Genomic DNA, 25,475 nt, shown 5'->3' on the forward strand with positions numbered 1-25,475 from the left:
CCGCTGGGTATGATAATTTAGTTGCAAAAACAGCGGAGATGCTTATTGAATAAATTTGAAAAATCTGCAATAATTTTCAGGGAATCATTTCTGTGAAAATACTAAGGAATACTATAAAGATAGGATGTTACAATGAAGCAATTAATCTATTTTGGTTTAGAACAAGCAAAATCTTGTGTTTTTCCTGTTATTATTTTTCTTACATTGGCCATGACAAAAATAATTGAAGTACCGTTTATTTCTAGATATGACCTTATTTTATTAGTCTGTCTAGGAACTCAAGTTTTAATGGTGGCGTTTAAACGAGAAACGCTTGATGAAGTAAAAGTCATTGCAGTATTTCATTTAATTGGACTAGCGTTAGAACTCTACAAAGTTCATATGGGCTCATGGAGCTATCCGGAAAAAGCTTTCACTAAAGTCTGGGGAGTTCCGCTGTACAGCGGATTTATGTATGCTAGTGTAGCCAGCTACATGTGCCAAGTGTGGAGAAGGCTTGAATTAAAGCTTGCGAATTGGCCTTCTACGTGGATTGTCAGTATACTAAGTATGACTATTTACCTTAACTTTTTCACGCATCATTTCATTTACGACTTCCGCTGGTTTTTAAAACTTTTTACTTTACTTATTTTTTATCGAACTTTTGTATATTTTACGGTTAACAAACGTACATATCGCATGCCTTTAGTATTGTCTTTTGTACTGATTGGCTTTTTCATTTGGATCGCTGAAAATATCGCAACATTTTTCGGAGCATGGCAGTATCCAGATCAACAGCAGCAATGGACAATGGTTCATATAAGTAAAATTAGCTCTTGGCTTCTTCTTGTGATTGTTAGTTTCTTGATTGTTGCTTTACTAAAGCATTTAAAAGAAAATCAAAGCCAATTTAAACAAAGGAAGAAATCCAAAGAAACAAACGAAATATATGAAAGATAGAAACATAACTATGTACACGCTGTTAATATGAGGTACAGAAGCTTTGGAGGATTATATGCAAGAATATATCTTTTATCTTCCCTATTTTAAATCAGCGGGGAAGACCGTAGCAGTTACAAATGAAAATGGAGAAAACGTCGGACAGCTTAAGAGAGTGCATAAAAATATGTGGACTAAAAGTATTGATTTTGTAACTCGTGATGGACTTCCAGTTTTAGATTCTATTTCTTGGTTTCCTATCTTTTCCTGCGGCTTAAAGGTACATGTACAAGTTCAATGGGAAGGAAGAACGGTGTTTATTGATCACGTGAAGAAACACCGGTGGGTGATAAAAGAAAGTGGAAAAACAGTGGGGGATCTATTAGGTAAAGGAATAATCAAAAACGAAGGAGCACAAGAAATTAGATGGGGAAATAACGTCTACATGTTAAGTAGTCATGAAGCTGTAGAGGAAGCATGTATTTTTAATCAAAAAAGAGAAAAAGTCGCGGAGTTTAAATCAGACCTTTTTCATTTTAAACAAGGAAAACACTCAATAAGAGTAACAGAAGAACTGCCCGTACCCATTTTTATCGCTTCTTACTATATAACTACTTTTATTATGCCATGCATATAATCAGGCGCAGAATGATTCTGCGCCTGATTTTTATATCATGATTTTACAAATATCATTTGTGAATTCAACGGGATCACTAATAGATAAGCCTTCAATTAGAAGAGCTTGGTTATATAATAAATTTGTATAAAGGTCTAGTTTCTCTTTGTCATTTTCAAATGCATCTTTTAAAGAAGCGAATACATCATGATTTACGTTAATTTCTAACACTTTTTCTGCTTTTACATGCTGATTGTCAGGCATAGCACTTAAAATTTTCTCCATTTCAATCGTTACTTCACCATCAGCTGATAAGCAAACGGGGTGTGTTTTTAAACGTTTAGACGCGCGCACATCTCCTACTTTTCCCGCCAAAGCTTTTTTCATATAGTCAAATAGCTCTTTATTTTCTTTTTCCTCAGACTCATTGAGCTGTTCTTCTTCTGCTTCAATCCCTAAGTCACTGCTTGAAACAGATTTAAATTCTTTTTCTTCGTACGTCATTAACATTTTAATCGCAAATTCATCGATATCTTCTGTAAAATACAGAATTTCGTATCCTTTATCTGCAACCAATTCTGCTTGAGGAAGCTTTTCAATTCGGTCGTACGATTCGCCTGATGCATAATAGATATACTTTTGATCCTCAGGCATGCGCGATACATACTCGTTTAGTGTTACGAGCTTTTTCTCTGTAGAAGAATAGAATAAAAGCAGGTCTTTTAATACATCTTTGTTGCTGCCAAAGTCACTGTAAACGCCGTATTTTAGCTGGCGGCCAAATGATTCATAAAACTTCTCGTACTTTTCACGTTCGTTTTTAAGCAAGCTTTTTAATTCGTTTTTGATTTTCTTGCCGATGTTTTTGGCAATCAGCTGAAGCTGGCGGTCTTGCTGCAAAATTTCACGTGAAATATTAAGAGATAAATCTTCAGAATCTACCATACCTTTTACAAAGCTAAAGTAGTCTGGAAGAAGATCTGCACATTTATTCATAATTAAGACTCCGTTTGAATACAGTTCAAGCCCTTTTTCAAATTCTTTTGAGTAGTAATCAAACGGACTATTTTCTGGAATAAATAAAACAGCATTGTAGCGAATCGTTCCATCCACATTAATATGAAGGTGAGTGAGCGGTTTATCAAATCCGTAGCGCTTTTCTGAATAAAACTGCTCATAGTCTTCTGAAGTCAATTCATTTTTATTTTTCTTCCAGATCGGTACCATACTGTTGATAACTTGTTCTTCTGTATAATCTTCTAGCTCGTTATCAGAACCTTCTTTAGGCCGTTTTTCCGTTATGTCCATTTTAATCGGGTAGCGGATAAAGTCTGAATACTTTTTAATGATTTCTTTTAAACGATACTCTTCTAGATACTCATCATACGTTTCATCTTCTGTATTTTCTTTAATTTTTAAAATGATTTGAGTCCCAACCGTTTCTTTGTCGCAAGGTTCGATTGTATAACCATCAGCACCAGTAGATTCCCATTTATAGGCTTCATCGCTGCCTAACGCTTTACTAATCACCGTTACGACATCTGCCACCATAAACGCTGCGTAAAACCCAACGCCGAATTGGCCAATAATCGTGTGTCCGTCCTTTGTTTCATTTTCATTTTTAAACGCAAGGGAACCGCTTCGCGCAATTGTGCCCAAGCTACTTTCAAGCTCTTCTTGCGTCATGCCAATTCCAGTATCCGTAATGGTTAAGGTACGGTTAGTTTTATCGGGTGTTACTTTTATGTAATAGCTTTCTTTGTTAAAACGCAAGGAGTCGTCTGTTAAAGCTTTGTAATAAATTTTATCGATTGCATCGCTTGAATTTGATAGAAGTTCTCTCAAAAATACTTCTTTTTGAGAATAGATGGAATTAATCATCATCTCTAATAATCGCTTTGATTCGGCTTTAAATTCTTTTTTTGACATAAGAAGTTCTCCTTTCCAAATAGGGCTTACAAAATAATTAGCACTTGAATAGATAGAGTGCTAATCACTCTTTTTATTTAACATGTATTAGGGTATTTGTCAATATATTAGGAGATTCACCAAAGAGATTAAAAATTAGACTGAAAAAAGCAAACTTTTAAAAAAAGGTTGAACGTTCTGAAAGAGTTTGCTAGAATATACTTAATTTCAAAGACTATATGTGACTGGCGAAACGCGGATAACCGTGAGGAAGCATATAGTGACGTAGCCGTTCGCCTGGGCAGAGGTAAGGGATTAATACATATCTCTTACCTCTTTCTGTTTAGGGGGAGAGGATATAGAAGTTATCAGACATGTAGGCTAAAAAACCAGACTTTTAAAAAAATTAAAAATGAAGTTCCTTTATCCAAAGGTAAAAACATGTAAAACTACGATGATAATCAGAGGAGAGTACAAAATGAGCACATTAACATTAGAAAAAGTACAAACAATCAAAACATTAAACAACATTGCACAAAAAGGTCTAAATGTTTTTAATCAAGAAGGTTATCAAATTGACAACGACAGCGAAAATCCAGATGCGATTGTCGTGCGTAGCTTTAACATGCACAGCATGGCATTTGACCAAAATTTAAAAGCTATTGCACGAGCTGGAGCAGGGGTTAACAATATACCGGTGGACGCTTGCACGGAGCAAGGTATCGTTGTATTTAATACGCCAGGAGCTAATGCAAACGCAGTAAAAGAAATGGTTTTAACTACAATTATGGCTTCTTCTCGTAACTTATTTGCTGGAGTTGAATGGACAAAAGGATTAGACGGCCAAGGTGATCAAATTCCTAAGTTAGTTGAAGCAGGTAAAAAACAGTTTGTTGGAAAAGAAATCAAAGGTAAAACATTAGGCGTTATTGGTTTAGGTGCAATTGGTGCTCTTGTAGCAAACGACGCGCTTGATTTAGATATGGACGTAATTGGTTTTGATCCATTCATTTCTGTTAATACAGCTTGGAATTTGTCTCGCAACGTACAGCGTGCAATGTCTCTAGAAGAACTATTTGCAGCATCTGACTATATTACGGTTCACGTTCCATTAACGGACGATACAAAAGGTGTTTTCAATAAAGAGACGTTTAGCATCATGAAACCAGATGTTCATATTTTGAACTTCTCACGCGGTGAGCTTGTAAACGAAGAAGATATGAAAGCTGCTCTTGAAAGTGGAAAAGTTGGTCGATATATTACAGATTTCCCAAATCAAAATGTCTTGAACATGAAAAATGTTGTGCCAATTCCTCATTTAGGGGCATCAACTCAAGAATCAGAAGAAAACTGTGCGGTAATGGCAGCACGTCAAGTGAAAAATTTCTTAGAAACAGGAAACGTTAAAAATTCAGTGAACTTCCCGAATGCATCTCTTCCTTACACTGGGAAAAAACGCGTAGCTGCTTTCCATCACAACGTACCGAATATGGTAGGACAACTTACGCAAGTATTCTCAAACTACAATTTAAACATCGCAGATATGGTGAACAGAAGCCGCGGTGAATATGCGTATACAATGATCGATATTGACAATCAAGTAAGTGACGAGATTGTGCCTGAGCTAGAAGAAAAAATTGGTCAAATTGAAGGAATTATTACAAGTCGTATTATCTAATTTGGTTATCATCCTATTTTAGTGTTTCAGCCCTAACTTTTCTAAGTTAGGGCTGTTTTTACATGGTGCTTATCCTCATATCATTTCCTTCATTCCCATAGCATATAGAAATACCTTTAAAGAGGTGAACGTTTTGTCAGGAGAAATGATAGGAATTTTGATAGGGTCGCTCATCGCGCTGGCAGGAACTTTCATTACGTCTGTCGTAGCTATAGCGATGTCGAAAGAGCAATACAAGCAAGAGCTTCGCAAAGCATTTATCCAAAAGAAAGTTGATGCCTATACCCATGTGTGTCAGGTTATTTTAGCTATAAAAAATGATTTACTGACAATAACCGTTTCTTCAGCCGGCTTAAACTGGACGGCTCAATCTATTAACAAACTAGCAGATGTATGTATTACGGAAGGACTGTGGATCGATGAAGAAGACAGCAAAAAGCTGGAGGTTCTGCAAAAGCAGCTTTCAAAGTTTGTATTGGATGAAATAGAACTGTCTAGACATGATATCCTCACAACCTGTTATGAAATTATTGAGTATTGTGAAAAAAAGGTAAAGATTCTTCATTTTATGACTACAAAAGAATAGGTGATTACTACTTTAAGAAGGGATAGTAGACGGATAAAAAAAGCATCGGAATATAAAGTCAAAAAACAATCCGTTTATACACCAGCAGTCGACGAGGGCATTAGTAAGGAAAGGGCCAAGGGGAAATTTTTTGTAAAAACGATAGAAAAAGATAGGCTCAGTACCGGGTCTATCTTTTTGCGTTTATATAAAGATTAAATATATTTATATATGCATGTGTCCAAGCATTTACAGAAAAAACTCCTAAAATATAGTCCAGAAAGGAGACGATTGTATGTCAAATTACGAGTCGAGCAAACCGTATATTAAATCCGTTAATATACCTAATCCTTTATATCAATCGTTAAAAGGAGACTATTTTGTTGGACAAACTGAGCCTATTCGTTTTGGTGGAAATAGAAACGCTTCGGGCGGATTAGTGAACCCTTCCGGCTCCGGAGTAGATTTATTTGTGAATGCTTTTACTATCACTAACTATTCAAACGAACCTTTTACTGCTGAAATTTGGTTTAATTCTATCCCCCTGGAAAAGGAACAACTTCAGATAATGTGAGTCCAGCAAATACTACAATACGTTCAAAGCCAAAAGGGAAAATTAAATTTGCAGAAATGGTAAAAGGCGTTCCTGCTAAAGGGGTAAACGTATTTAACCGTGTTGTTCCGCCGAAAAGTACATTAGTAAGTGATGAAGACGGCAAATTTATCTTTCCAAACAACGGTTCATACGTTATTTTCTTAGTTTCTCCAGGAAATAAAGAAATTGAAGCTGAAATTGCATATGGATGGTTCGAGAAAAAACGTAAGAAGGACTGTTAACTGAATAGGTCTTAGCGATTGTATGAGAAGTGTATGAGCTATTTCATATTTAATACAGTTCTTAACAAACGGTAAGTGTTTATGAAAAGAACTTTACAGTAGCATCCAAAGTTCTTTTTTATAGCTTGCGTTTTTTCGTTTGATTGTAGATATAACTAAAGAAAAACAAGCAAACGTATAATTCCGATTACGCAAGCGATTTGAACGGCATTTAAAGAAGTTGAGGACTCAAGAAGCAAAGCGATAATACATAAGTAGAATGAAGTAACTTTTTTGTCCAGGATATAAGCATGCTTAACATCTCACGTTCATGTCTACATTCACATTATCTTAAGTTTCAATTCATACTGGCTTCATATAAATGAATCATACTGAATGTATTAATGAAAGATACGAGGTGAAACAATGTTAAACAAGCTTTTTAGACTATTTACACAAGAAACCGAGATATCTAAAGATAAAGAAGGAGATCTCCAAGAAGAGAACGATTTTAACGAAGTTTGTGATGATTATTTCATTATAGATGAGTATTAGAAACCCTATAAAACGCTGCAAAATTTCAAGGATTGATTGAGTATATCTGTACAACCAGTAATCGTACAAGGATCGTAAAGGTATACTTTTATGGCCGATTAATATTGATAAATTGCTTTTTACATGAAACAATGCGAAAAAGATGGGCACCCTAAAAGCAAAAGGAGGGGATAGAATGAGCAAAGAACCAAACGATGAAACAAGTGAAGGGCTGAATCAGCTTTTTGAAATCATCAATGCAAAAGGCGACGAGGGCGAACTTAGAGAAATTGTAAGCAGGAGCAGTGAAAAGAATAATTATAAAAATCATGAGGATCAATCGTAAAAAGAAAATAAAAAACCTCTTCATGAAAATCATGAAGAGGTCAGATGAAATAGTATTACACCCATTCCATCCGGCAGAGTTTTAAAGTGTTTTAAACTCTTGATGCGACTGGTTTTATGGAACTGATGGGATTCGAACCCACGACCCCTTGTCTGCCAGACAAGTATTCTCCCACTGAACTACAGTCCCGCTTATGTAGAGTCTTTATTGCCTGTTGACTCTACTATATTTTAATACGTATGACGCACGTTCGCAATAGTTATTTTCAGTGTTTTCTAATTTCTTCATATGAATATTAACTTCTAAAAAAATCATTTACTTCTTGTTTGTACGTATTAAAAAAACTTGGAATTTGGCTTGGTTCCAATCCTTTTTCAGCGTATTTGCTGATGGACTCGTAGTACCATTTCTGTTTTTCGAATCCTCTTTTAAAACTATTCCAAATCGTATCTCCTTGCTGATCGTAGCTTTCTTTTAAAGACCGTAAATTGTCTAATTTATCTGCTACAATTAAAGATTTCACTTCAAGAGAACCAGTTTTCACAATTTGAATTGTATGCTGTTTACGTTCTTCCCAGCTTTTTGATTTGTTTTCTGTATGAGCTTCAACAATCCCTGCTACCTCTAAACCAAATCTTCGTACAATTTCTTCGAGTGTTACACTTGTATCTTCTACAGCATCATGCAGATAAGCTGCTGCAATTACTTCTTCACTAAAACCTGCTTTTTCTAAAATATTACCTACGTTAATAGGATGAACAATATAAGGTGTATCGGAAAGCTTGCGCATTTGGCCGGTATGAGCGTGTTCTGCATACCTACGTGCTTCTTTTATTAAAGACATCATATTCCTCCATTTTTTATACAGTATATCTTCATATTATTAGTATAAACGAATATAGCTCTTCTAACGTTATGAAATTGCACAAATTCATTTCTTATAATAAGGTAAGGCTACCAAAAGCCCTTCTTATTGTACGGTTTTTTATAAAGCCTAATATCTATTTAATAGGCCTGTATCAGTTGCCATTTCCTTTTTTATTCATAGTTTGTATGAAGGAGTGATAGCAATGCAAAACCGTAATAATCAAAATATTAAGGTCATTGATGTTTCTCATCACAACGGAACAATTAATTGGGCAAAAGTGGCGTCGGATGGGGTAAAAGGCGCGTATATTAAATTAACAGAAGGTACAACCTTCTTAGATAAAAAATCATATGATAATTATATAGGAGCAAAAAATGCAGGTCTACGTGTAGGCTTTTATCACTTTGCTCATGCTGATAATGATCCTATTGCAGAAGTTAATTTCTTTTTAAATAAATTAGGCAGCATGAAGGTTGATTTGCCTCATTGCTTAGATTTGGAAGAAAATAAAGGGAAAACAAAAGCGCAGGTCACAGCCTTTGCAGTTAGATGGATGGAATATATTGAAAGGAAAACAAGCATTACGCCTATTCTTTACACCGGGTATAGTTTTATTAAATCCAATTTTACAAGCGCCGTGGCAAGATATCCGCTATGGATAGCTCGTTACAGTGGAAGTAACCGTTCCAAGGGATTTACTAATCCAGGTGATACGGCCATTTGGGATAGATGGTCTATGTTTCAATATACAGATCAAGGAAAAGTAAACGGGATTAAAGGCAATGTTGATATCAATGAAATGGATCTGGATTTCTTTAATAGTATTAACACAGGGGTGGCGGTGGTGGAAAATAATCAGCCATCAGCACAATTGCAGCAAGGTGATAGCGGACTAGCTGTAAAAGAACTGCAGCAAAACTTAATTAAATTAGGATTTGAGCTTTCCCAGCAAGGAACCGATGGCCAATACGGAAATGAAACCGTTGCAGCTGTTAAAGCTTTTCAAGAAAAGTATGGATTAACGTCAACTGGAAAAGCTGATGAGAAAACATTAGCTAAAATGATGGAATTGCTTAAGGGTGTAAGTACTCCTATAGAAGAATCATTACCAAAGGTTACTTCACTCGGAGATAAATATTCTTTTCAAGTAAAAGCGAAGAAGGATATTGGAGTCTACAAATATGCGAATGTAACAGAGAATTTCAGAACTATAAAAAAAGGCACGGTATTTAGCGTATATGGCTATACGAGTGCAGCATGGGCTGTTCCAGGCGGATTCGTGCAAATGAAAGACGTAGAACCTATCCCAGTTACAATTAAAACAGGCGGATTAAGTAAAGACATGGAAACAGAGTTTCGTGCTTTCTTAAAAAATGAAGGAATTGACAGTGAATTAAACGTACATGCAATAGGTAATCCGTCAGCTGAACTCACAGCAGCTGGACTGGATTTTGTAAAAGTTAAACAATTTTTAGATAAAAAAGGCTGGTACTACAAGCAATAAACCCCCGCTCTGAAGAGTAGGGGTTTATTTTGAGATTTTATAAAAAAAGAAGAGCAGACATCAATTAAGTAATTAAAATATGTTCTAAATAACAAATTAAGTGATAACAAAAAAGTTTTTATGTATAGTCGACCTCTAACAGTCATATTTTTAGTCAACGGCTCATGGAGGGTGAATGAATATGAAAAATACGCAGATTCGAATTGAAACACTATCCTATCACTATGAAAGCATTATGGTGAATGATGAAGTAGAGCGTGCGATAAAAAGTATTGAAGTGACGTATCGAGCATATAAACATAACCACGTTTTAAACGGACACGTAGTACTTTCAGGAGAAGAGATTTACGATCTTCAGCAGCTGACTCACGCAGTGGCTGGGAAAATAAAAGCAGAATTAGAAACTACATAAAAAAGCGCCTTTCTTTAATGTTTGAAATTTAAAGAAAGGCGCTTTTTTATATTAATTATTAATTAAACTGCAAAAAGAAGAAATTAAAGTATGTTCTAAATAAAATATATAAATAAAAAACATAGCATTTAAGAGAATTCCCTAAGCCCTACGCATTACCTTTGCATTGTGAACTTTCTCTCTTTTACTATGTGTAAGCAACACGCCGCATAACGTAATGATGCTTCCAACAATGGAAGCTGCACTCGGGATATCTTTTAAAAGCAGCCACGCTAAGAAAAAGGACAGCGCAGGAGTTAAGTAAAGAGAGATGGCAGCCTCAGCAGAACCTATACGCGATGTCAGATAAGCGAGTACCATATAGGGAATAACGGTTGGAAATAATCCTAAATATATCACGCTTATTGCTGATCTGACAGAGATATACGCAAGTTCTGTTTCTAACCCAGGTAAAAAAACAAGCATAGAAATTGTAGCCCCCCAAATACTGTACGTCACAAAAGAAAGGAAACCATATTTTTTTAATAAATTTTTTTGACATACTATATAGACGCTTTCTGCAAGGGCAGCTAGCAGAACCAGTAAGATTCCATTAACTGAGTGTACAAAATTCTCTTTGCTGAAGGTTAAAAGTACAATACCAGCAAAGCTTACTGCAGATCCAATCCATTTTCTTTTTCCGAACTCCTCCTGAAAAAGAAAAATAGCTAAAAGCGAAGAAAAAATAGGAGTAGTCGAGATCAGTAAACTCGCAATACCCGCACTTACCGTTTTTTCTCCAATGTTTAAGGCCGTGTGATAGACGGTAAAGCCTAAAAAACCGAGCGCTAAAAGAAGTGGAATATCTTTTATATCAGGCAAGGACATGCGTGTGGCTATTGCAATAACTAACAGCACTACAGAAGCAATACTTAACCGAACAAAAGCGAGGTGCTGAGGAGAAAACGATTCCAGCCCTATTTGAATAACTGGAAATGCTGAAGCCCATAAGCTAATCATCAGTATATGTAAGAACACCAGACTAAACGTTAATTTCATACCTATTCATCTCCATTTTTCATTTTGAATCCAACCAGTATCTATTGTGGTTCCCATGTTAATAAACATTTGATAAAATGTCTTCAACCAGTTTAAAAGCAATTAACCCAACCACTTTAAAAACAGGAGTACGTGTATGAATCAAGAGAACAGTTCGAGTTATCCAAAATACAAGCAAATCATTGATTTTATGAAAGAGAAAATTGCGCGTGGAGAATGGCCGATTGGAAGTAAAATTCCTAGTCAGCGAAAGCTTGCTGCTATGTTTGATGTTAACCGAAGTACGGTCATCACCGCATTAGAGGAATTAACAGCGGACGGTTTAATTGAAGGTAAGATGGGAAAGGGAACCATCGTTATAAATAATACGTGGACACTTTTGGCTACAACTCCGCCCGATTGGGATGTTCATGTGAAATCAGGCATGCATCATCCGAGTCAAGCAATGGTACAAGATATTAATGAATCCGAATTTAACTCAAACCTTATTCAATTAAGCAAAGGAGAGCTTTCACCTGACATATTTCCTAAAAACAAAATGAAATACGCCGTAGAAAAAGTAGCAGAAAATATGGAGGTTCTAGGATACGAAGAACCAAAGGGGTATTTTCCTTTACGAAAAGAATTAAGTGCATATATGAAAACAATAGGGATTGAATCTTCTCCAGATTCTATTTTAATTGTTTCCGGCGCTCTTCAAGCTCTTCAGCTTATTTCAATTGGACTGCTGCAAAGAAACTCTTCGGTTTTGCTCGAAAAACCTTCTTATCTATATTCCTTACATGTATTTCAATCAGCCGGAATGAAACTCAAAGGCCTTGCTATGGATGAGGAAGGAATAAAAGTAACAGCTATAAAACGCGCCGACCCTCAAGAAGGGCAAGCTATTTTATATACAAATCCATGTTTCCATAACCCAACGGGAACATTAATGTCACAAAATAGGCGTTACGATTTGTTGAAAGAATGTGAGGAACATCAGCTTCCTATTATTGAAGATGATTTATACCGCGAATTATGGCTAGATAAACAGCCTCCGCTGCCATTAAAAGCTTTAGATAAAAATGGACACGTGTTATATGTTAGCAGTCTTTCTAAAACACTAAGCCCGGGATTACGGATCGGATGGATAGTCGGCCCAGAACCAGTCATTGAGCGTTTGGCGGATATTAAAATGCAAACAGATTATGGATCTAGCTCATTATCTCAAAGAGTAGCAGCAGAATGGTTTAAAAATGGCTTATATCAACAGCATATGGAAACTGTACGAACGGAATTGCGAACAAGAAGAAAAGTGATGCTGAATGCTTTGGAAACATACGCAGGAGATATAGCAACATGGACGAATCCTGAAGGAGGCTTTTTTATATGGGTGCATATTCAACCTTCTATTTCAATGAAATCTTTATACTCTCGTGCTTTAAAAAGAGGGATATTGCTTAACTCTGGAAGTATTTATGCACAAGAAACCGGCAGTTATCTTCGGCTTTCTTACGCCTATGCCTCTTTACCAGATATCGATAGAAGCATTGAAATTCTTGCTGAACTGATTCGGGAATTGCAAGTATAGTAAAAAAAGGAATAGTGGATTACCCACTATTCCTTTTTATTTGTATCAAACTATTCTTCTTATAAAAAACATCAAGTAACAACTGACTATATATTACCATCTATAAATACGTGTTATTTTTTATGGAAAAAATAAGTTAATAAAACTTTTAATTGACTTTCTGTACGTTTTACATGTAAATCGTGAATGGTTTTAACTACGTAATCATTATCAAACATTTCCAACACCTCAATTATTGTTAAGTTTCCTGTTTGTTATAGTTTATGAAATCAGCAGACGCATATCATCGGCCATCAGCTGTAACTTTACGGTTTATCTTTTACAACTAAAGGCTGAAACGTACGCTCATGATTGAACGCACGAATAACAGGATATGCAAAAAAATGAAAAGTGTGCACGTTTTGTTTTAAAAAAGCTATATCTTTAAAAAAAGAAAATTGTCACACACATTTATGAATATGTATCTACTAAGTAAGAAGACTTTTTTAGTTGGTGGGATTGAAGGTGAAAAAGATGGATGAATTATTTAAAGATCTTGATCTGTACAGAACGCAAGAAGAAATGAAACAGTATTTTGAACATACGCAGCAAATGATTCATCAAAACAAAGAGTATATAAAATTAGCTCGACTCAAAAAAGGGCGTTTCAAAAAGTTTTTTGAAGAGTTTTATCCGCTTTATTGTTTCAGCCAATCTTCTTATTGTCCGAGGAATTCAAAATTGAAGCTTATTATTGGAAGTCAAGGATACGACGGATTAATTCTTCAGCCGGATGGTACTGAAAAACGAATTGAAATTACTTCTTATAAAGATGGGAAACTGGAATTTGAAGATGCACAGAGGGTCAATTCAGGAAATTTTGCTCTACCCCGTATCCAGACGGAAGGTTCTGTGGAAGAGTATATAGAAAAAGTGCTAGAAAACATCCAAAAAAAGAGCAAAAAAGATTACAGTGGAGCATCCATTCTATTTGTTGTACACACGTTTCATTATTTTGAAGCCTATGGAAAAAGTTCAGCTGCCTTTATTCGTACCTTAAAAAAAGAAATGAAGAATACTGATTTTCGAGCGGATGAAATTTATTTATTAGAATTAAATCAGCCAGAAAGTGAAAGTATTAAGCAAAACATTCATTTCATTAAATAAGAAGACACGCTGTAGATTTTGAGGCGTGTCTTCTTTTCTGATAATAGAAGTTAATGCAGGTGGATAATTTTGAAAATTACAACAATTAAGTGCTATAATTCAAGTATGAATATGCATTCAGAGGAGGAAAACCAATGGATTTAGCTTATAGAGAGAAAGCGTACGAATATGCTAAAAGATTCGAATCTAGCTATGACGATTATGATGAACGCTATAAGGTGCACAATAATCCGACGGTGTGGCGATTTATGCCGCTGTCTGATTTTCAAGATTTACTAGAAACCAATGCGCTTTTTTTCGCGAAACCTGATGCATTTTCAGACCCTCTTGAAGGATGCTCTTCAATGTGGAACATAGAAGAGTTAAGAAAAAAAGGCGAACGTCATAACCGTACCTCTAGAACCTATATAAGAAAAATCCATGAATTTTCTGCTGTTTCATCCTGGCATATCAATGACTACGAAGCCGCTGGAATGTGGGATCTATATTTAAAGGGGAATGATGGCGTAGCTATTAAAACCACCTATGAAAATTTATTGTGCAGTATTAAAGATTTGCGCTATAAAATCTTCTCTGGCAAAGTGCAGTACATAGACTTCCAAAAAGAAATGATCAGTCACTCTGTATATGACACGTTATTTTACAAGCGCAAATCCTATCAGCATGAAAATGAATTGAGGCTTGTTATTGTGGCAAGTCGTATACACGCTTGGAAGCTGCAAAAGCTATTCGAAATTCAAGGTATTTCCGCAAATCAATGGCAAAAACGAATGGATATCCTTGAAAAAAGATCGTATGAGTTTTCTCATGAGCATGGCAACCTCCTTACATGTAATTTACATCAGCTTATCAACGATATTTACGTATCGCCAAGAAGCGCTCAAAGCTGTGTAGATGAGGTAAAAGCTCTTACTAAGAAACACGGTCTCGCTTATAAAAAGGTTATTCAGTCTGACTTGTATAAGGACTATATTTACTAAATGCTAGCGAAGTACACAAAGGCTTAATCAAAAATGATTAAGCTTTTCGTGTTACACGTTTTATATTTCCATACATTTCCTCATATAAAATAAAACAAACCTCCAAAGCCTATGTATACATATTAGATAAATCAGGAGTACAGTATGGTTAAAAAAATGCTGTTTATTTTAGTATGCGGGCTTTGTTTGTGTTTGTTTTTTCAATGGGACGTAAAAAAAGGCTATAACGCTTATGTTCGCGTACATCCGCTTATCGAAACGCCTGTTTACCAAGGCGAGATAGCGCTGTATGCACAAGGAAGTAGTTTATATCCTGCTTTATTTGAGGACATTAAAAAAGCAAAAAAGTACGTGTACATTCAATTTTTTATTATTCGAGCGGACAACATTAGCATGAAGCTATTTAAGCTATTGAAAGAGAAAGCAGCTGAAGGGGTAAAGGTTAAACTTTCTGTAGATCGTTTTGGAGGAAACGATCTCTCCCGAACACTCATAGATGATCTTAAGAAAAATGGAGTTGAGTTTACTTTTAGCCGAAAAGCAAGCAGGCAGCACTTTTTCTATAGCATTAATCATCGAAATCACCGAAAGTTTGTCGTAATAGATGGCCAAGAAGCCTATCTCGGAGGTTTTAATATAGGAGAAGAATACTTAGGGAAGCATAAAAAATTGGGCTATTGGCGTGATTACCACTTGCGAATCAAAGGAGAAGGTATTTTTGAAATTGAAAAGCAATTTTTGAAAGATTGGGAAGAAGACACGGGACAACATATATCTCCTCAGCGAGTTCCTATCGCTCGCTCTAACGGAGCAAACTATCAGCTACTGTTTTCAACTGGAGAAGAACTTGAGCAAAAGATGATTGATCTAATCAACCGTGCCAAAGTAAAGCTTACCATTGCTACCCCTTATTTTATTCCAAGTGAACATTTAATGAATGCACTTATTTCAGCAAAAGAAAAAGGCGTTTTAATTGATATTATACTTCCAGACAATACCGATGCGTGGTTCACTAAACCGCCTAGTTACCCTAAAACAGAGAAACTATTAAACAAAGGTATTCGAATTTTCTTATATAAAAAGGGATTTTTTCACGGAAAAGTAATGGTCATCGATCATACGATTGCCAATATTAGCACAGCCAACTGGGATCCCAGAAGTTTTTATTTAAATGATGAAGCAAGCTGTATTATTTACGATCGCGAGATGATTGCACACATAGAACGAGAAATTAATGAAGATAAAACAAACAGCCGCAGATTAACCAAAACAGTAATAGATGAAATCCCTAAATGGGAACGTTCTCTTAAAAAAACACCGGAATGGATTTATTATTATTTTTGAAAAAATACCCAAATCAAGTTTTAATTATTTTTCCCCGGGTATATATTCTATGTAAGGCCAATACAGGAAAGGAGAGACTGTACACATGCATTGTTTTACAGCGACTTCAAGAAACGTATTGAGCACCTTAGAAGGAAGATTTGCTTTAATTACAAAAGGAACATTGGTAAACAATCGTTATACTAAGTGCTAGGCTGTCTAATTCAGACAGAATACTCGACTATTCTATTCAAACATAACATTCAGTATAAAAAAGAAGATGCGTGCTAAGCGCATCTTCTTTTTTGTTGACTCTATTTTCTCTCTCTTTTGTACTTCGTCTTATTTTTACGCATAAAATAATAAAAAGGAGGGGGTTATGCTGTTTGATTATGAACGGGAGTTAACGATTGACCGAAAAGATGCTACTCAAAAGACTGCAGTCACTAATGCTGAGACTTATAAAAAAATAGACTGGGAACAAGTGAAATCAGAACAAAATCTTGCGGATGACCAAGCCCTTGTACGCGTACCTTTTCCGCTGATTTTCAAAAAAAATCAGCTGTATCCTGTATGGGATTTAAGAAAGTACGCTTTTTTATTTGAACAATCTACACCTGCTACTGTCCACCCTAAACTGTGGGAACAAGGAAAATTAAATGTACAAGCCGGTTTATATCAAGTAACTGAAAACATCTTTCAAGTAAGAGGCTTTGATATGGCTAATATTACATTTGTTAAAGGGAAAACGGGGTGGATTGTTATTGATTGCTTAACATCCAAAGAAACGGCAGAAAAAGCGATTGAACTAGTAAACCAGCAGTGCGGTAAGCGTCCTGTTAGAGCTGTTATCTTCTCTCATTCGCATATAGATCATTACGGCGGAGTTCTAGGGATATTACCTGACTCAACACAAAATAAAACTAGTAAAGTTTATGCTCCTGCTGGATTTATGGATGCGGTTATTGATGAAAACGTCACGGCGGCAACAGCAATGACACGAAGAAGTCAATACATGTACGGTATTCGACTGCGACGCGATGAAAAAGGCCTAATTGACAACGGCATCGGAAAAGAAATTTCATTTGGAACAATCACGCTTATTAAAGGAATAGAAGAAATTCATCCTTCCGAACATCATTCTTATGTAAGTAAGAAAATTGACGGCGCCTCATTTCAGTTTCAGCTTACGCCAGGGACGGAGGCGCCTGCTGAAATGAACATCTATATTCCTAGTGAAAAGGCTCTTTGTATTGCAGAAAACTGTACGGCCACTCAGCACAACCTCTATACCCTTAGAGGAGCAAAAGTAAGAGACGCAGCAGCGTGGGCAAAATACTTGCAGCAAGCAATCGATTTATTTGGCCAAGAACTAACAACTGTATTTGGGGTACATAATTGGCCAAGGTTCGGAAACGAGTCGTGTATTACCTATATCGAAAATCAACGAGATGTTTATCAATATATTCATGACCAAACATTAAGGCTGATGAATCAAGGTTATACCATCGACCACGTCGGCCGAATGATGAAGCTACCGGAAACCCTATCTCACGAGTGGTATACAAACGGCTTTTATGGAACGGTTAACCATAACGCAAAAGCGGTTTATCAGCGCTATATGGGCTGGTATAACAGCAATCCTGTAGATTTAAATAAACTGTTTCCTGAAGAGTCAGCTAAGAAATATGTAGAGTATATGGGCGGAGCGGACAACATTGTCCAAAAAGCACAGCGCTGTTTTCAACAAGGCGACTATCAATGGGTAGCTGAAGTGACCAAACAAGTTATTTACGCTGATCCTCACCATGTGAAGGCAAAACTTTTATGCGCAGACGCGCTTGAACAATTAGGGTATATAGCTGAATCTGGTCCTTGGCGAAATGAATATTTAACAGGAGCCAAAGAACTTCGTTTAGGTAATATACCGCTGCCAGTCAACATTATTACAAAAGAAGTATGGGATACACTTCCATTAAAAAATATTTTAGAACTATTTAGCATTCGCGTAGATGGATTAAAGGCGGGCGCATGTAACTATCGTATATTGTTTGTGATACCCGATCGTAATGAAGTAGCTCTCACAGAACTTAAGCATGGAATCTTTAGGTATCTTGGAGATACGCGAAAGAAAGCTGAGGTGACGGTAACGGTGTGGCAAGATACCTTATACCGGCTAACAACTACAAATGATCACTCTTATAGCTCGGTCATATTTGTTCAAGGAGATAAATCAAAATGGGATTTCTTTTTGTCTTGTCAGGATTCTATTGATCCAAACTTTAATATTGTGACACCTGTTTCTAAAAAATAGAGTACCTGATTACAACTCAGAAAGCACATCGTTGACTTTTTGTTCAAAACAGCTGTCGCATGTGAAGATTTCTTTTTCTTGAAAAGATGTTAGCCTTTCTCCACAGATGGAACAGCATTCTATATAGTGATTGTTTCGCTCTTGTTCTTTTCTTTCATGTAACATAGCACTTTCCTCCTTTTCAGTATAAATAGTTTGTCTTATTTCTTTAAGTATATACTAATATCAGCCTATGCAGGGAATATAAGGGGTGCTAATGCAGATTATTTATAAAATAAAAGCGTTGTAAAACCGCTGAAATTGGCACAGGAATTGCATATTAAATCATTGAGAAATTTCAATGATTAATATGGGGTGAACAGAATGTCCATTACAAAAACAGCTAGTGAATTAAAAAAAGAACAGCAGCAAGAACAGGAATCACTTAATTTATTTTTATCTACTCAAACTGTTATTCAAGAAGCGCTTCAAAAACTAGGGTATGGTGAAGAAATGTATCATTTGTTGAAAGAACCGCTGCGCATGATGACGGTTCGTATTCCAGTTAAAATGGATAACGGATCGGTAAAAGTATTTACGGGCTACCGCTCTCAGCATAATGATGCTGTCGGGCCTACTAAAGGAGGCGTACGCTTTCATCCTGAAGTAAATGAAGAAGAAGTGAAGGCATTATCCATTTGGATGAGTTTAAAATGCGGGATTGTCGACCTTCCGTACGGCGGAGGTAAAGGCGGAATTGTATGTGACCCAAGAAACATGTCGTTTGGTGAACTAGAGCGACTCAGCCGCGGCTATGTAAGAGCCATCAGTCAAATAGTTGGGCCTACTAAAGATATTCCTGCACCGGATGTCTATACAAATTCTCAAATCATGGCGTGGATGATGGACGAATATAGCCGACTGCGTGAGTTCGATTCTCCTGGTTTTATTACCGGAAAACCTATCGTACTCGGAGGATCTCAAGGACGCGAAACTGCAACGGCTAAAGGAGTAACCATTTGTATAGAAGAAGCTGTTAAAAAGAAAAACCTTAACTTGCAAGAAGCACGGATTATTATTCAAGGCTTCGGAAATGCCGGCAGTTTTCTTGCTAAGTTCATGCATGACGCAGGAGCAAAAGTAATTGGCATTTCAGACGCGTACGGAGCTCTTTATGATCCGCTTGGTCTTGATATTGATTACCTGCTTGATCGACGCGACAGTTTTGGTACCGTAACGAATTTATTTACAAATGTGATAACAAACGAAGAACTATTAGAAAAAGAATGTGATATTTTAGTACCCGCAGCCATTTCGAATCAAATTACGGTTCGTAACGCTCATCACATTAAAGCCTCTATTGTAGTCGAAGCGGCGAACGGACCGACTACGCTTGAAGCCACGCACATTTTAGATGAAAAAGGCGTGCTTTTAGTGCCAGATATTTTAGCAAGTGCTGGAGGCGTAACGGTTTCATACTTCGAATGGGTGCAAAATAATCAAGGCTACTACTGGTCTGAAGAGGAAGTAGCTTACAAATTACGCAAGGTAATGGTGGATTCATTTGAAACGATCTATCAAATCGCTCAAGAAAATGACGTAGACATGAGACTCGCTGCTTACATGGCAGGAATCAAAAAATCAGCTGAAGCTTCTCGCTTCCGCGGCTGGGTATAAGATAAAAAAAAACGATTTGGATTACATGTTCCAAATCGTTTTTTATTTGCCGGAACTGCCAAATAATTAAAAGAAAAACTGCTAAAAAAACAAACACGCTTAAAAAATTGGCATATTTATTTATCGCAACCCGAATGATGGCAAAACAATTGACAGTGAGAATGATTTTCAATTATTCTATATATAAGATATATACATACCTATACTAATAAATTGAATGTAGAAAAGGAGACAGAAAGCATGAGCGTATTAGATATTATTAAAGCCAGAAGAACGATTGGGGCTATGCAAGACAAAGACGTATCAGAAGATGCTATCAACCTTATGTTAGAAGCAGGCACTTGGGCTCCTAACCATAAAAAGACAGAGCCTTGGAAATTCCGAGTGTTTACAGGGGATTCACGCGTTCGTTTAGGAGACGAAATGGAACGTATTATGAAGCAAAAAACTGCTCACTTAAGTGAAGAAGAAGCGTTGAAAAAAACAACAAAAGCAAAAAAAGGACCGCTTCGCGCTCCTGTCATTATTGCTGTAGCAGTAAGTCCTTCAGGAAAAGTGCCTGAAATTGAAGAAATCTCTGCCGTAGCGGCAAGCATACAAAATATGCTATTAGTAGCGGAAGAACAAGGTTTGGCTACAATTTGGAGAACAGGTGAAATTGTCTATCAGACAGAACTGAATGACTTTTTATCTCTAGAAGAAGACGACAAGCTCTTAGGCTTAATTTACGTCGGTCATCCTAATAAAGAAGCTTCATCAAAACGTATTCCGTATCAAGATAAAACAATTTGGTATCGTTAAAAGGTTATTTCTGTGTTTCTATAAATAAAAGGCAGCAGCTCATCAGTTGAGCTGCTGCCTTTTATTGTTTTTAAGAAGTGGCAGAAGGAAACTTAAAATGAACATCAAATGATTATTTTATAATAAAATCCATAATCTAAACATAGCCCCTGCCTAGACTTAGGTAGGGGCTATGTTTTATGGGGTGAAAAGGGGAGGCTGCTTTTTTTCTTCAACATTATAGTATAACTCCTTAATATATGGAACGGAATCATAGTCCAATTCTATCTCAATGTGTGCAGGTGAATAACCTCTCTCTAGAAATGAACTTATCGTCCTTCTCCTAACTTTTTCACCTTCTTAAAGTTCTTCTAGATAACCTTCACGCCTAGCTGTATAATGTGTTTGCTTGATTCTGTATAAACCTGCCCTTTACTGGCTGTATGCTTTGCGTTGACTGCTTTTTCAAATATAATGTATAGTAAAAATATACTATATATTCCAAGGTGATTCCAATGAGATTTTTGATTGAGTATAAGGATTTTAAAACGAAAGAAGAAACTAACTTTTCTTTGCAATTATTAGATACTTTTTTAAATGAACATTTAATAGGAGAGTTTCACGGAAGCACATTTGAGTGCATTTTGATCCGTTTTATAAATAATCCTAGCTCTAAGAAGAAGTACAAATTACGTGTTCTCTATGAAGATATAGCCGAAATTGAGCTGCCCGGAAATTTTATCAATAACAAAACTCTTAATGTAGAGGATTTCTTAACAGGTCTACATAGAGTTGAAGAGGCTATTATGTTGGTTAAAACTATAGAACTAAAGTCAGAACTCGACTTTAGTGAAGACAAACTTCTATTAAAGTTTCAACAGTCGATAAAAAATGCACCACGTACACTCGAAGAACTAAAGGCATACTTCAAGAAGCAAAAGCAAACAGTTCAAAGTAACTGGGCAAAACTAGCTGACCTTTCAATGAAAAGATCTTTGTCTAATCCAAAACCTCTAACAAAGCCATTAATAACAATTAGTATTTCTGCTCCTATCGAAGAAACAGAACCAAACCACTCTTTTATCTACACCGAAGTTTTCAGCAACCTGCTAAGGAAAGCAGAAGTGATGCTGCCGGGTTATAGTCACATCTTTATACATTTAGCGGACACACTAGTGGAAGCAAAACAAGAATTTGCTCCAAATCACCGGATAAAAGATGCATTTTCGATAATAGATACTAAAAAATATATGGCGAGTGACAACGAAACTAAATCAAATATGATGTTTAATAGTATAGTTTCAGCATTAAGAAGCATTACAAAGTTTGATCACTTAGAAGAGAATAAAATAGAATCTGTTATTGGAAAAATAAAAGAAGAAGGCACCGACATTGAGCTCACATACTTCTCGAAACAAAATGATAAGTATTTAGCCGAGGTCATTTATACAGTGCCCAAATCTCATCTTACAAATGCTCCATTTAAACTGCGTGTTACGGACCGTAATTCTAACGCTGTTAAAACTACAAAAATAGATGATATTAATTTATTTTGGTGCCCGTATAGCTTCGGAAGCATAAATATAAAAAAAGATTCAGTTGTTATTAAAGGGAGAAAGAGCCACAGAGCAGAGATTTCAAGGAGAGCTGACAAATTACCGGATGAATACATTTTTAAGATTAAAGATATATTTATTTAGCTTTTTATAATGGTTAGAAATAAATTTACAATCAAGAACACAATAGTAGTAAGGATGACTGTTCTTATCCCCAATTTTTTTATAAATATCTTACACTCTAAAAAACAAAACAAGCTGCGCATTTAAAATGCCAGCTTGTTTTGTCTGTTTTTTTAAGTAAAAAAATTACTTGTGGGAGAAAAAAACAGATAACAATATTCAGTATGAAGATTGCTCTTTGCAAGCAGCAATTCTACAGACCACAAGTTAGGGTTTCATTATTGTTATAAGACCAATAAGGCTAGTATCCCAGCTTAATCCCCTCATTTTAGGCGTATGTGAGGTAAAATATCTTTTGCATCTAGTGTTTAGAAGCTTCAATAGTGTTATTTAAAACCCTTAATTTAATGAGTTACATTACAAAATAACCCATAATATGCTATTTTTTGTGCTATAATGATAAATTAATAGGTGTTATAGAGGATATAAAGCCTATAATCTTATAATGAAACGGAGAAATGATATGAAAAGAGTAACGCGAGTAGCATTAGCCGGAGTAATTACATTAGGTGGTTTAGGATTAGGATCTGTAGCAAGTCTCCCATTGGTTCCAAATGGGCATATTCAAGAAGCTGATGCCGCTTCATCATACGGTGTATCGGTTAACTCAACTAAGACAAATTGGACAAAAGAAGAATCAATTATTATGAAGTTTATTAATCATAATTCATTTGAAGTACGACTTGTCGGTCAATTGCAGCATTTAGAGAATGGTAAATGGGTAAACGTGCAATCTGCATCCCAATGGTATGCAGTCCCTGGAGAGAAATTTGGAACGAGTTTTAAAGTTGATACTAATGGCACATACCGTTATAAGCTTGCTGTATATCATATAACCAAACCGCTAACCAATTATGATGGAACTTTCGCTGGAAACCTTTATAGCAGCAACTTTTACATGAAATGATCAAGTTTTTTAATACAGTTATAATAAAAAAGGACTTGATTAGACATCAAGTCCTTTTTTGCTTATGTGCTTATTTAGTAGCATTAATAGTCTGTCTTAAAGTATCGGCGCTATAATATTCTTTGCCATTGAACCTATGTAAAGTTAACTGTTTCTCAAACTGTCAAGAGAGTCCTGAACATCCTTTTTTCTATTGCCCATAACACTTCTTAATTAATCTTTAAAGACGAATAGACTACATTTATACATTTTAGGATTGATTCTATTGCCAGACTTAACTTTTATATTTTCTAATACATATTGGCTTACTGTCCCTAAGGATGCTACAACAATAAGACCGAGCGTGAACAAATCTATATAAATTTACTTTTTTTATAAGTGACGCAACGAAAATTCTGGAGTGAAAATCTTATAAGAAAGAGGGAAGTAATGGACGTTCAAAAGGTAGCAAATTTATTTTTGATTTTTGTCTTAATTTCAGCAGGCATTTCATTGGTAATTGGCTTTGTTGTTGCTGTGAGAAGTACAAACTATAAGAAGGGATATGTAAGTACTTTTATATCCAGTGTTGTCTTTTTAATAATTATTGTGAGCTGGTATGATAAAGCATCTTCAAACGTTTTTATGGGGACAATACCTTGGATTTTAAATGTTATTGCCGTCATTATTGTGTTACCACTGTACGTGTTAGTTGCTCGCTTTATATTTAAAAAGGTGACAAAAGGACAAAAAGGAACAAATGAAAAAATTAGCGGTTAACTTACTTTTTTTATCGTTTTTCCTAATCTTCACGATTTTAAATAAATGAAGATACACAAAATAATTTTTTATCAATATCCTGTTAGAGAAGGTGATTGATATCATTTTCTGTAAAGGAGAGAACGTCTATGATTAAAGTTAATCAACAAATTGTGAAAATAAGCGATTTAAATAATAGTTCGTTAACAAAAGAAAAAGCAGACATTTTAAAACAAATGGATGCCTATAGGGAAGTGTATGAGTATGCTACATTTGACCAGCTTGATTTTGATGTATCTGTTAAATTACAAATTATTGAATCGTCTGTGTTGCTGCGCAAAAGCGGCGCTAGGTTTGCTACATTCGCCCGTTCTAGGTGCAACGAAAAGTATTGGAAACGAACCGATAACGGAGGGTTTCAGCTACTACCTACCGTTTCTCCTCATCAGGCCATCGATGATATTTTTTACAACGGACACGAATACGCGTTTGAGTGCGCGACGGCTGTTATCATCATCTTTTACAAAGCTGTATTAAATAATATTGGAAAAGCAAATTTTAACAGGCTTTTTGCTGATCTTTACTTACACGATTGGCAATACGATGAAGATCTTGAGCTTCATGGTTATAAAGGATCTGACTACTTGCCCGGAGACTGTGCGTATTTTAAAAACCCTGATTATAACCCTGATACTCCCCAGTGGAAAGGTGAAAACACCATTGTATTAGATGAAACTCTATATTTTGGTCATGGAATTGGAATTACGACGCGGGAAAGAATTATTGAAGTGTTAAATTTAAAGAGAAAAGACAACGCAAAGCAATCAGCTTACCTGTCAGATGAAATTGTCAGGCTTCACACCGCTCACCTCAGTTATTTGGCGGTTAGATACGAACCTGTTGTTTGGTATGACAGAAACAGCGCTATTATTTCCACTATTGGATCGATTACGTATGTAGCTTGAATGATCAAAGTTTTGATACTTTGGTCTTTTTTTGTAAAAAGGAAAGAATTACATGAAGGTAAATTTGAGAATTCAAAAGGATTTTATGTATAAAAGAAGAATCCATTTAATACGCAGGTCTTAAAACTAAAAGGAAAGGAGGAGATTACTATTA

22 protein-coding genes, 1 tRNA gene, 1 pseudogene and 1 riboswitch are annotated in these 25,475 nt (G+C 35.8%); of the genes and pseudogenes, 19 read left to right on the plus strand and 5 right to left on the minus strand.

All coding sequences use genetic code 11. The features are described from left to right. Positions 1–132: 132 nt before the first annotated feature. Positions 133–939 carry a DUF817 domain-containing protein gene (locus CEQ83_RS11810; RefSeq protein WP_028413304.1) on the plus strand — a complete coding sequence of 269 codons (807 nt, stop codon included), beginning with the start codon at positions 133–135 and terminating at the stop codon, positions 937–939. A gap of 55 nt (positions 940–994) precedes the next feature. Continuing rightward, a complete protein-coding gene (locus tag CEQ83_RS11815) occupies positions 995–1,555 on the plus strand; it encodes a tubby C-terminal domain-like protein (protein WP_028413303.1) in 561 nt (186 codons plus the stop codon). A 30-nt stretch (positions 1,556–1,585) separates the two neighbouring features. Here the strand turns inward: CEQ83_RS11815 and htpG are convergent, their stop codons facing one another. Continuing rightward, positions 1,586–3,463, minus strand: a complete 1,878-nt coding sequence (gene htpG / locus CEQ83_RS11820; RefSeq protein ID WP_099331007.1) for a molecular chaperone HtpG — start codon at positions 3,461–3,463, stop codon at positions 1,586–1,588. A 210-nt stretch (positions 3,464–3,673) separates the two neighbouring features. Beyond that, a riboswitch (ZMP/ZTP riboswitch) is annotated at positions 3,674–3,752 on the plus strand. Positions 3,753–3,920: 168 nt separating this feature from the next. Here htpG and CEQ83_RS11825 point away from each other — a divergent pair. From CEQ83_RS11825 to CEQ83_RS27060, 4 genes and pseudogenes are all read left to right on the plus strand, one after another. Further along, the gene (locus CEQ83_RS11825) at positions 3,921–5,120 is read left to right on the plus strand and encodes a phosphoglycerate dehydrogenase (RefSeq protein ID WP_013057119.1); all 1,200 of its coding nucleotides are present in this window, start codon (positions 3,921–3,923) and stop codon (positions 5,118–5,120) included. A gap of 124 nt (positions 5,121–5,244) precedes the next feature. Next, positions 5,245–5,706 carry a hypothetical protein gene (locus CEQ83_RS11830; protein ID WP_223546607.1) on the plus strand — a complete coding sequence of 154 codons (462 nt, stop codon included), beginning with the start codon at positions 5,245–5,247 and terminating at the stop codon, positions 5,704–5,706. A 274-nt stretch (positions 5,707–5,980) separates the two neighbouring features. Further along, positions 5,981–6,522 (plus strand): annotated as a pseudogene (locus CEQ83_RS11835) (DUF6143 family protein). 709 nt (positions 6,523–7,231) lie between these two features. Continuing rightward, positions 7,232–7,381 carry a hypothetical protein gene (locus tag CEQ83_RS27060; protein ID WP_167387320.1) on the plus strand — a complete coding sequence of 50 codons (150 nt, stop codon included), beginning with the start codon at positions 7,232–7,234 and terminating at the stop codon, positions 7,379–7,381. A 117-nt stretch (positions 7,382–7,498) separates the two neighbouring features. Here CEQ83_RS27060 and CEQ83_RS11840 read toward each other — a convergent pair. Both CEQ83_RS11840 and CEQ83_RS11845 read right to left on the minus strand, forming a co-directional pair. Continuing rightward, positions 7,499–7,570: transfer RNA gene (locus CEQ83_RS11840), tRNA-Ala, on the minus strand. A 106-nt stretch (positions 7,571–7,676) separates the two neighbouring features. Further along, a complete protein-coding gene (locus CEQ83_RS11845; RefSeq protein WP_028413300.1) occupies positions 7,677–8,225 on the minus strand; it encodes an HD domain-containing protein in 549 nt (182 codons plus the stop codon). 226 nt (positions 8,226–8,451) lie between these two features. On the opposite strand from CEQ83_RS11845, the gene CEQ83_RS11850 reads away from it, so the two are divergent. Beyond that, on the plus strand, positions 8,452–9,753 hold the full coding sequence (locus CEQ83_RS11850) for a GH25 family lysozyme (RefSeq protein WP_098999339.1): 1,302 nt from the start codon (positions 8,452–8,454) through the stop codon (positions 9,751–9,753). 181 nt (positions 9,754–9,934) lie between these two features. Beyond that, positions 9,935–10,165: a hypothetical protein gene (locus CEQ83_RS11855; protein ID WP_016764194.1), complete on the plus strand. Its 231-nt coding sequence runs from the start codon at positions 9,935–9,937 to the stop codon at positions 10,163–10,165. Between the two features lie 141 nt (positions 10,166–10,306). Here the strand turns inward: CEQ83_RS11855 and CEQ83_RS11860 are convergent, their stop codons facing one another. Further along, positions 10,307–11,203 (minus strand): DMT family transporter, encoded by an 897-nt coding sequence (locus CEQ83_RS11860; RefSeq protein WP_155017262.1) that lies wholly within the window; start codon positions 11,201–11,203, stop codon positions 10,307–10,309. Between the two features lie 136 nt (positions 11,204–11,339). Here CEQ83_RS11860 and pdxR point away from each other — a divergent pair, with 136 nt between their 5' ends. The 5 genes from pdxR (at position 11,340) to CEQ83_RS11885 (ending at position 18,536) form a co-directional block, all read left to right on the plus strand. After that, on the plus strand, positions 11,340–12,773 hold the full coding sequence (gene pdxR / locus CEQ83_RS11865) for a MocR-like pyridoxine biosynthesis transcription factor PdxR (RefSeq protein WP_047750930.1): 1,434 nt from the start codon (positions 11,340–11,342) through the stop codon (positions 12,771–12,773). A 513-nt stretch (positions 12,774–13,286) separates the two neighbouring features. After that, positions 13,287–13,919, plus strand: a complete 633-nt coding sequence (locus CEQ83_RS11870) for a hypothetical protein (RefSeq protein WP_098112634.1) — start codon at positions 13,287–13,289, stop codon at positions 13,917–13,919. Between the two features lie 134 nt (positions 13,920–14,053). Beyond that, on the plus strand, positions 14,054–14,899 hold the full coding sequence (locus tag CEQ83_RS11875) for a DUF2971 domain-containing protein (protein ID WP_033579026.1): 846 nt from the start codon (positions 14,054–14,056) through the stop codon (positions 14,897–14,899). Between the two features lie 144 nt (positions 14,900–15,043). After that, positions 15,044–16,243: a phospholipase D-like domain-containing protein gene (locus tag CEQ83_RS11880; RefSeq protein WP_099331011.1), complete on the plus strand. Its 1,200-nt coding sequence runs from the start codon at positions 15,044–15,046 to the stop codon at positions 16,241–16,243. 358 nt (positions 16,244–16,601) lie between these two features. After that, positions 16,602–18,536 (plus strand): alkyl/aryl-sulfatase, encoded by a 1,935-nt coding sequence (locus CEQ83_RS11885; RefSeq protein WP_155017263.1) that lies wholly within the window; start codon positions 16,602–16,604, stop codon positions 18,534–18,536. A gap of 9 nt (positions 18,537–18,545) precedes the next feature. On the opposite strand, the gene CEQ83_RS27065 is transcribed toward CEQ83_RS11885, so the two are convergent. Continuing rightward, positions 18,546–18,701, minus strand: a complete 156-nt coding sequence (locus CEQ83_RS27065; protein ID WP_162871471.1) for a hypothetical protein — start codon at positions 18,699–18,701, stop codon at positions 18,546–18,548. Between the two features lie 198 nt (positions 18,702–18,899). Between CEQ83_RS27065 and CEQ83_RS11890 the strand changes: the two genes are divergently transcribed. From CEQ83_RS11890 to CEQ83_RS11915, 6 genes are all read left to right on the plus strand, one after another. Further along, positions 18,900–20,192 carry a Glu/Leu/Phe/Val family dehydrogenase gene (locus CEQ83_RS11890; RefSeq protein ID WP_028413292.1) on the plus strand — a complete coding sequence of 431 codons (1,293 nt, stop codon included), beginning with the start codon at positions 18,900–18,902 and terminating at the stop codon, positions 20,190–20,192. A 240-nt stretch (positions 20,193–20,432) separates the two neighbouring features. Beyond that, positions 20,433–20,993, plus strand: a complete 561-nt coding sequence (locus CEQ83_RS11895; protein ID WP_028413291.1) for a nitroreductase family protein — start codon at positions 20,433–20,435, stop codon at positions 20,991–20,993. 494 nt (positions 20,994–21,487) lie between these two features. Continuing rightward, positions 21,488–22,672, plus strand: a complete 1,185-nt coding sequence (locus CEQ83_RS11900) for a hypothetical protein (RefSeq protein ID WP_099331012.1) — start codon at positions 21,488–21,490, stop codon at positions 22,670–22,672. Positions 22,673–23,174: 502 nt separating this feature from the next. Continuing rightward, positions 23,175–23,618 (plus strand): hypothetical protein, encoded by a 444-nt coding sequence (locus tag CEQ83_RS11905; RefSeq protein WP_155017264.1) that lies wholly within the window; start codon positions 23,175–23,177, stop codon positions 23,616–23,618. Positions 23,619–24,047: 429 nt separating this feature from the next. Further along, complete coding sequence (locus CEQ83_RS11910) at positions 24,048–24,377, plus strand: hypothetical protein (RefSeq protein WP_155017265.1); 330 nt, start codon at positions 24,048–24,050, stop codon at positions 24,375–24,377. A 128-nt stretch (positions 24,378–24,505) separates the two neighbouring features. Next, positions 24,506–25,321: a protein-glutamine gamma-glutamyltransferase gene (locus CEQ83_RS11915; RefSeq protein ID WP_033579040.1), complete on the plus strand. Its 816-nt coding sequence runs from the start codon at positions 24,506–24,508 to the stop codon at positions 25,319–25,321. The last annotated feature ends 154 nt before the right edge of the window (positions 25,322–25,475 follow it).

Origin of the sequence: Priestia megaterium, assembly GCF_009497655.1 — a bacterium.
Classification (GTDB): Bacteria; Bacillota; Bacilli; order Bacillales; family Bacillaceae_H; genus Priestia; species Priestia zanthoxyli.

Excerpts from the sequence above, each read along its gene's own strand:
- CEQ83_RS11855 (WP_016764194.1), top strand. The coding sequence starts at position 9,935 with ATGAAAAATACGCAGATTCGAATTGAAACACTATCCTATCACTATGAA.
- CEQ83_RS11905 (WP_155017264.1), top strand. The coding sequence starts at position 23,175 with ATGAAAAGAGTAACGCGAGTAGCATTAGCCGGAGTAATTACATTAGGT.
- CEQ83_RS11890 (WP_028413292.1), top strand. The coding sequence starts at position 18,900 with ATGTCCATTACAAAAACAGCTAGTGAATTAAAAAAAGAACAGCAGCAA.
- CEQ83_RS11860 (WP_155017262.1), bottom strand. The coding sequence starts at position 11,203 with ATGAAATTAACGTTTAGTCTGGTGTTCTTACATATACTGATGATTAGC.
- CEQ83_RS11810 (WP_028413304.1), top strand. The coding sequence starts at position 133 with ATGAAGCAATTAATCTATTTTGGTTTAGAACAAGCAAAATCTTGTGTT.
- CEQ83_RS11815 (WP_028413303.1), top strand. The coding sequence starts at position 995 with ATGCAAGAATATATCTTTTATCTTCCCTATTTTAAATCAGCGGGGAAG.
- CEQ83_RS11900 (WP_099331012.1), top strand. The coding sequence starts at position 21,488 with ATGAGATTTTTGATTGAGTATAAGGATTTTAAAACGAAAGAAGAAACT.
- CEQ83_RS27060 (WP_167387320.1), top strand. The coding sequence starts at position 7,232 with ATGAGCAAAGAACCAAACGATGAAACAAGTGAAGGGCTGAATCAGCTT.
- CEQ83_RS11885 (WP_155017263.1), top strand. The coding sequence starts at position 16,602 with ATGCTGTTTGATTATGAACGGGAGTTAACGATTGACCGAAAAGATGCT.
- pdxR (WP_047750930.1), top strand. The coding sequence starts at position 11,340 with ATGAATCAAGAGAACAGTTCGAGTTATCCAAAATACAAGCAAATCATT.
- CEQ83_RS11845 (WP_028413300.1), bottom strand. The coding sequence starts at position 8,225 with ATGTCTTTAATAAAAGAAGCACGTAGGTATGCAGAACACGCTCATACC.
- CEQ83_RS11870 (WP_098112634.1), top strand. The coding sequence starts at position 13,287 with ATGGATGAATTATTTAAAGATCTTGATCTGTACAGAACGCAAGAAGAA.
- CEQ83_RS11910 (WP_155017265.1), top strand. The coding sequence starts at position 24,048 with ATGGACGTTCAAAAGGTAGCAAATTTATTTTTGATTTTTGTCTTAATT.
- htpG (WP_099331007.1), bottom strand. The coding sequence starts at position 3,463 with ATGTCAAAAAAAGAATTTAAAGCCGAATCAAAGCGATTATTAGAGATG.
- CEQ83_RS11850 (WP_098999339.1), top strand. The coding sequence starts at position 8,452 with ATGCAAAACCGTAATAATCAAAATATTAAGGTCATTGATGTTTCTCAT.
- CEQ83_RS11895 (WP_028413291.1), top strand. The coding sequence starts at position 20,433 with ATGAGCGTATTAGATATTATTAAAGCCAGAAGAACGATTGGGGCTATG.
- CEQ83_RS11915 (WP_033579040.1), top strand. The coding sequence starts at position 24,506 with ATGATTAAAGTTAATCAACAAATTGTGAAAATAAGCGATTTAAATAAT.
- CEQ83_RS27065 (WP_162871471.1), bottom strand. The coding sequence starts at position 18,701 with ATGTTACATGAAAGAAAAGAACAAGAGCGAAACAATCACTATATAGAA.
- CEQ83_RS11880 (WP_099331011.1), top strand. The coding sequence starts at position 15,044 with ATGGTTAAAAAAATGCTGTTTATTTTAGTATGCGGGCTTTGTTTGTGT.
- CEQ83_RS11875 (WP_033579026.1), top strand. The coding sequence starts at position 14,054 with ATGGATTTAGCTTATAGAGAGAAAGCGTACGAATATGCTAAAAGATTC.
- CEQ83_RS11825 (WP_013057119.1), top strand. The coding sequence starts at position 3,921 with ATGAGCACATTAACATTAGAAAAAGTACAAACAATCAAAACATTAAAC.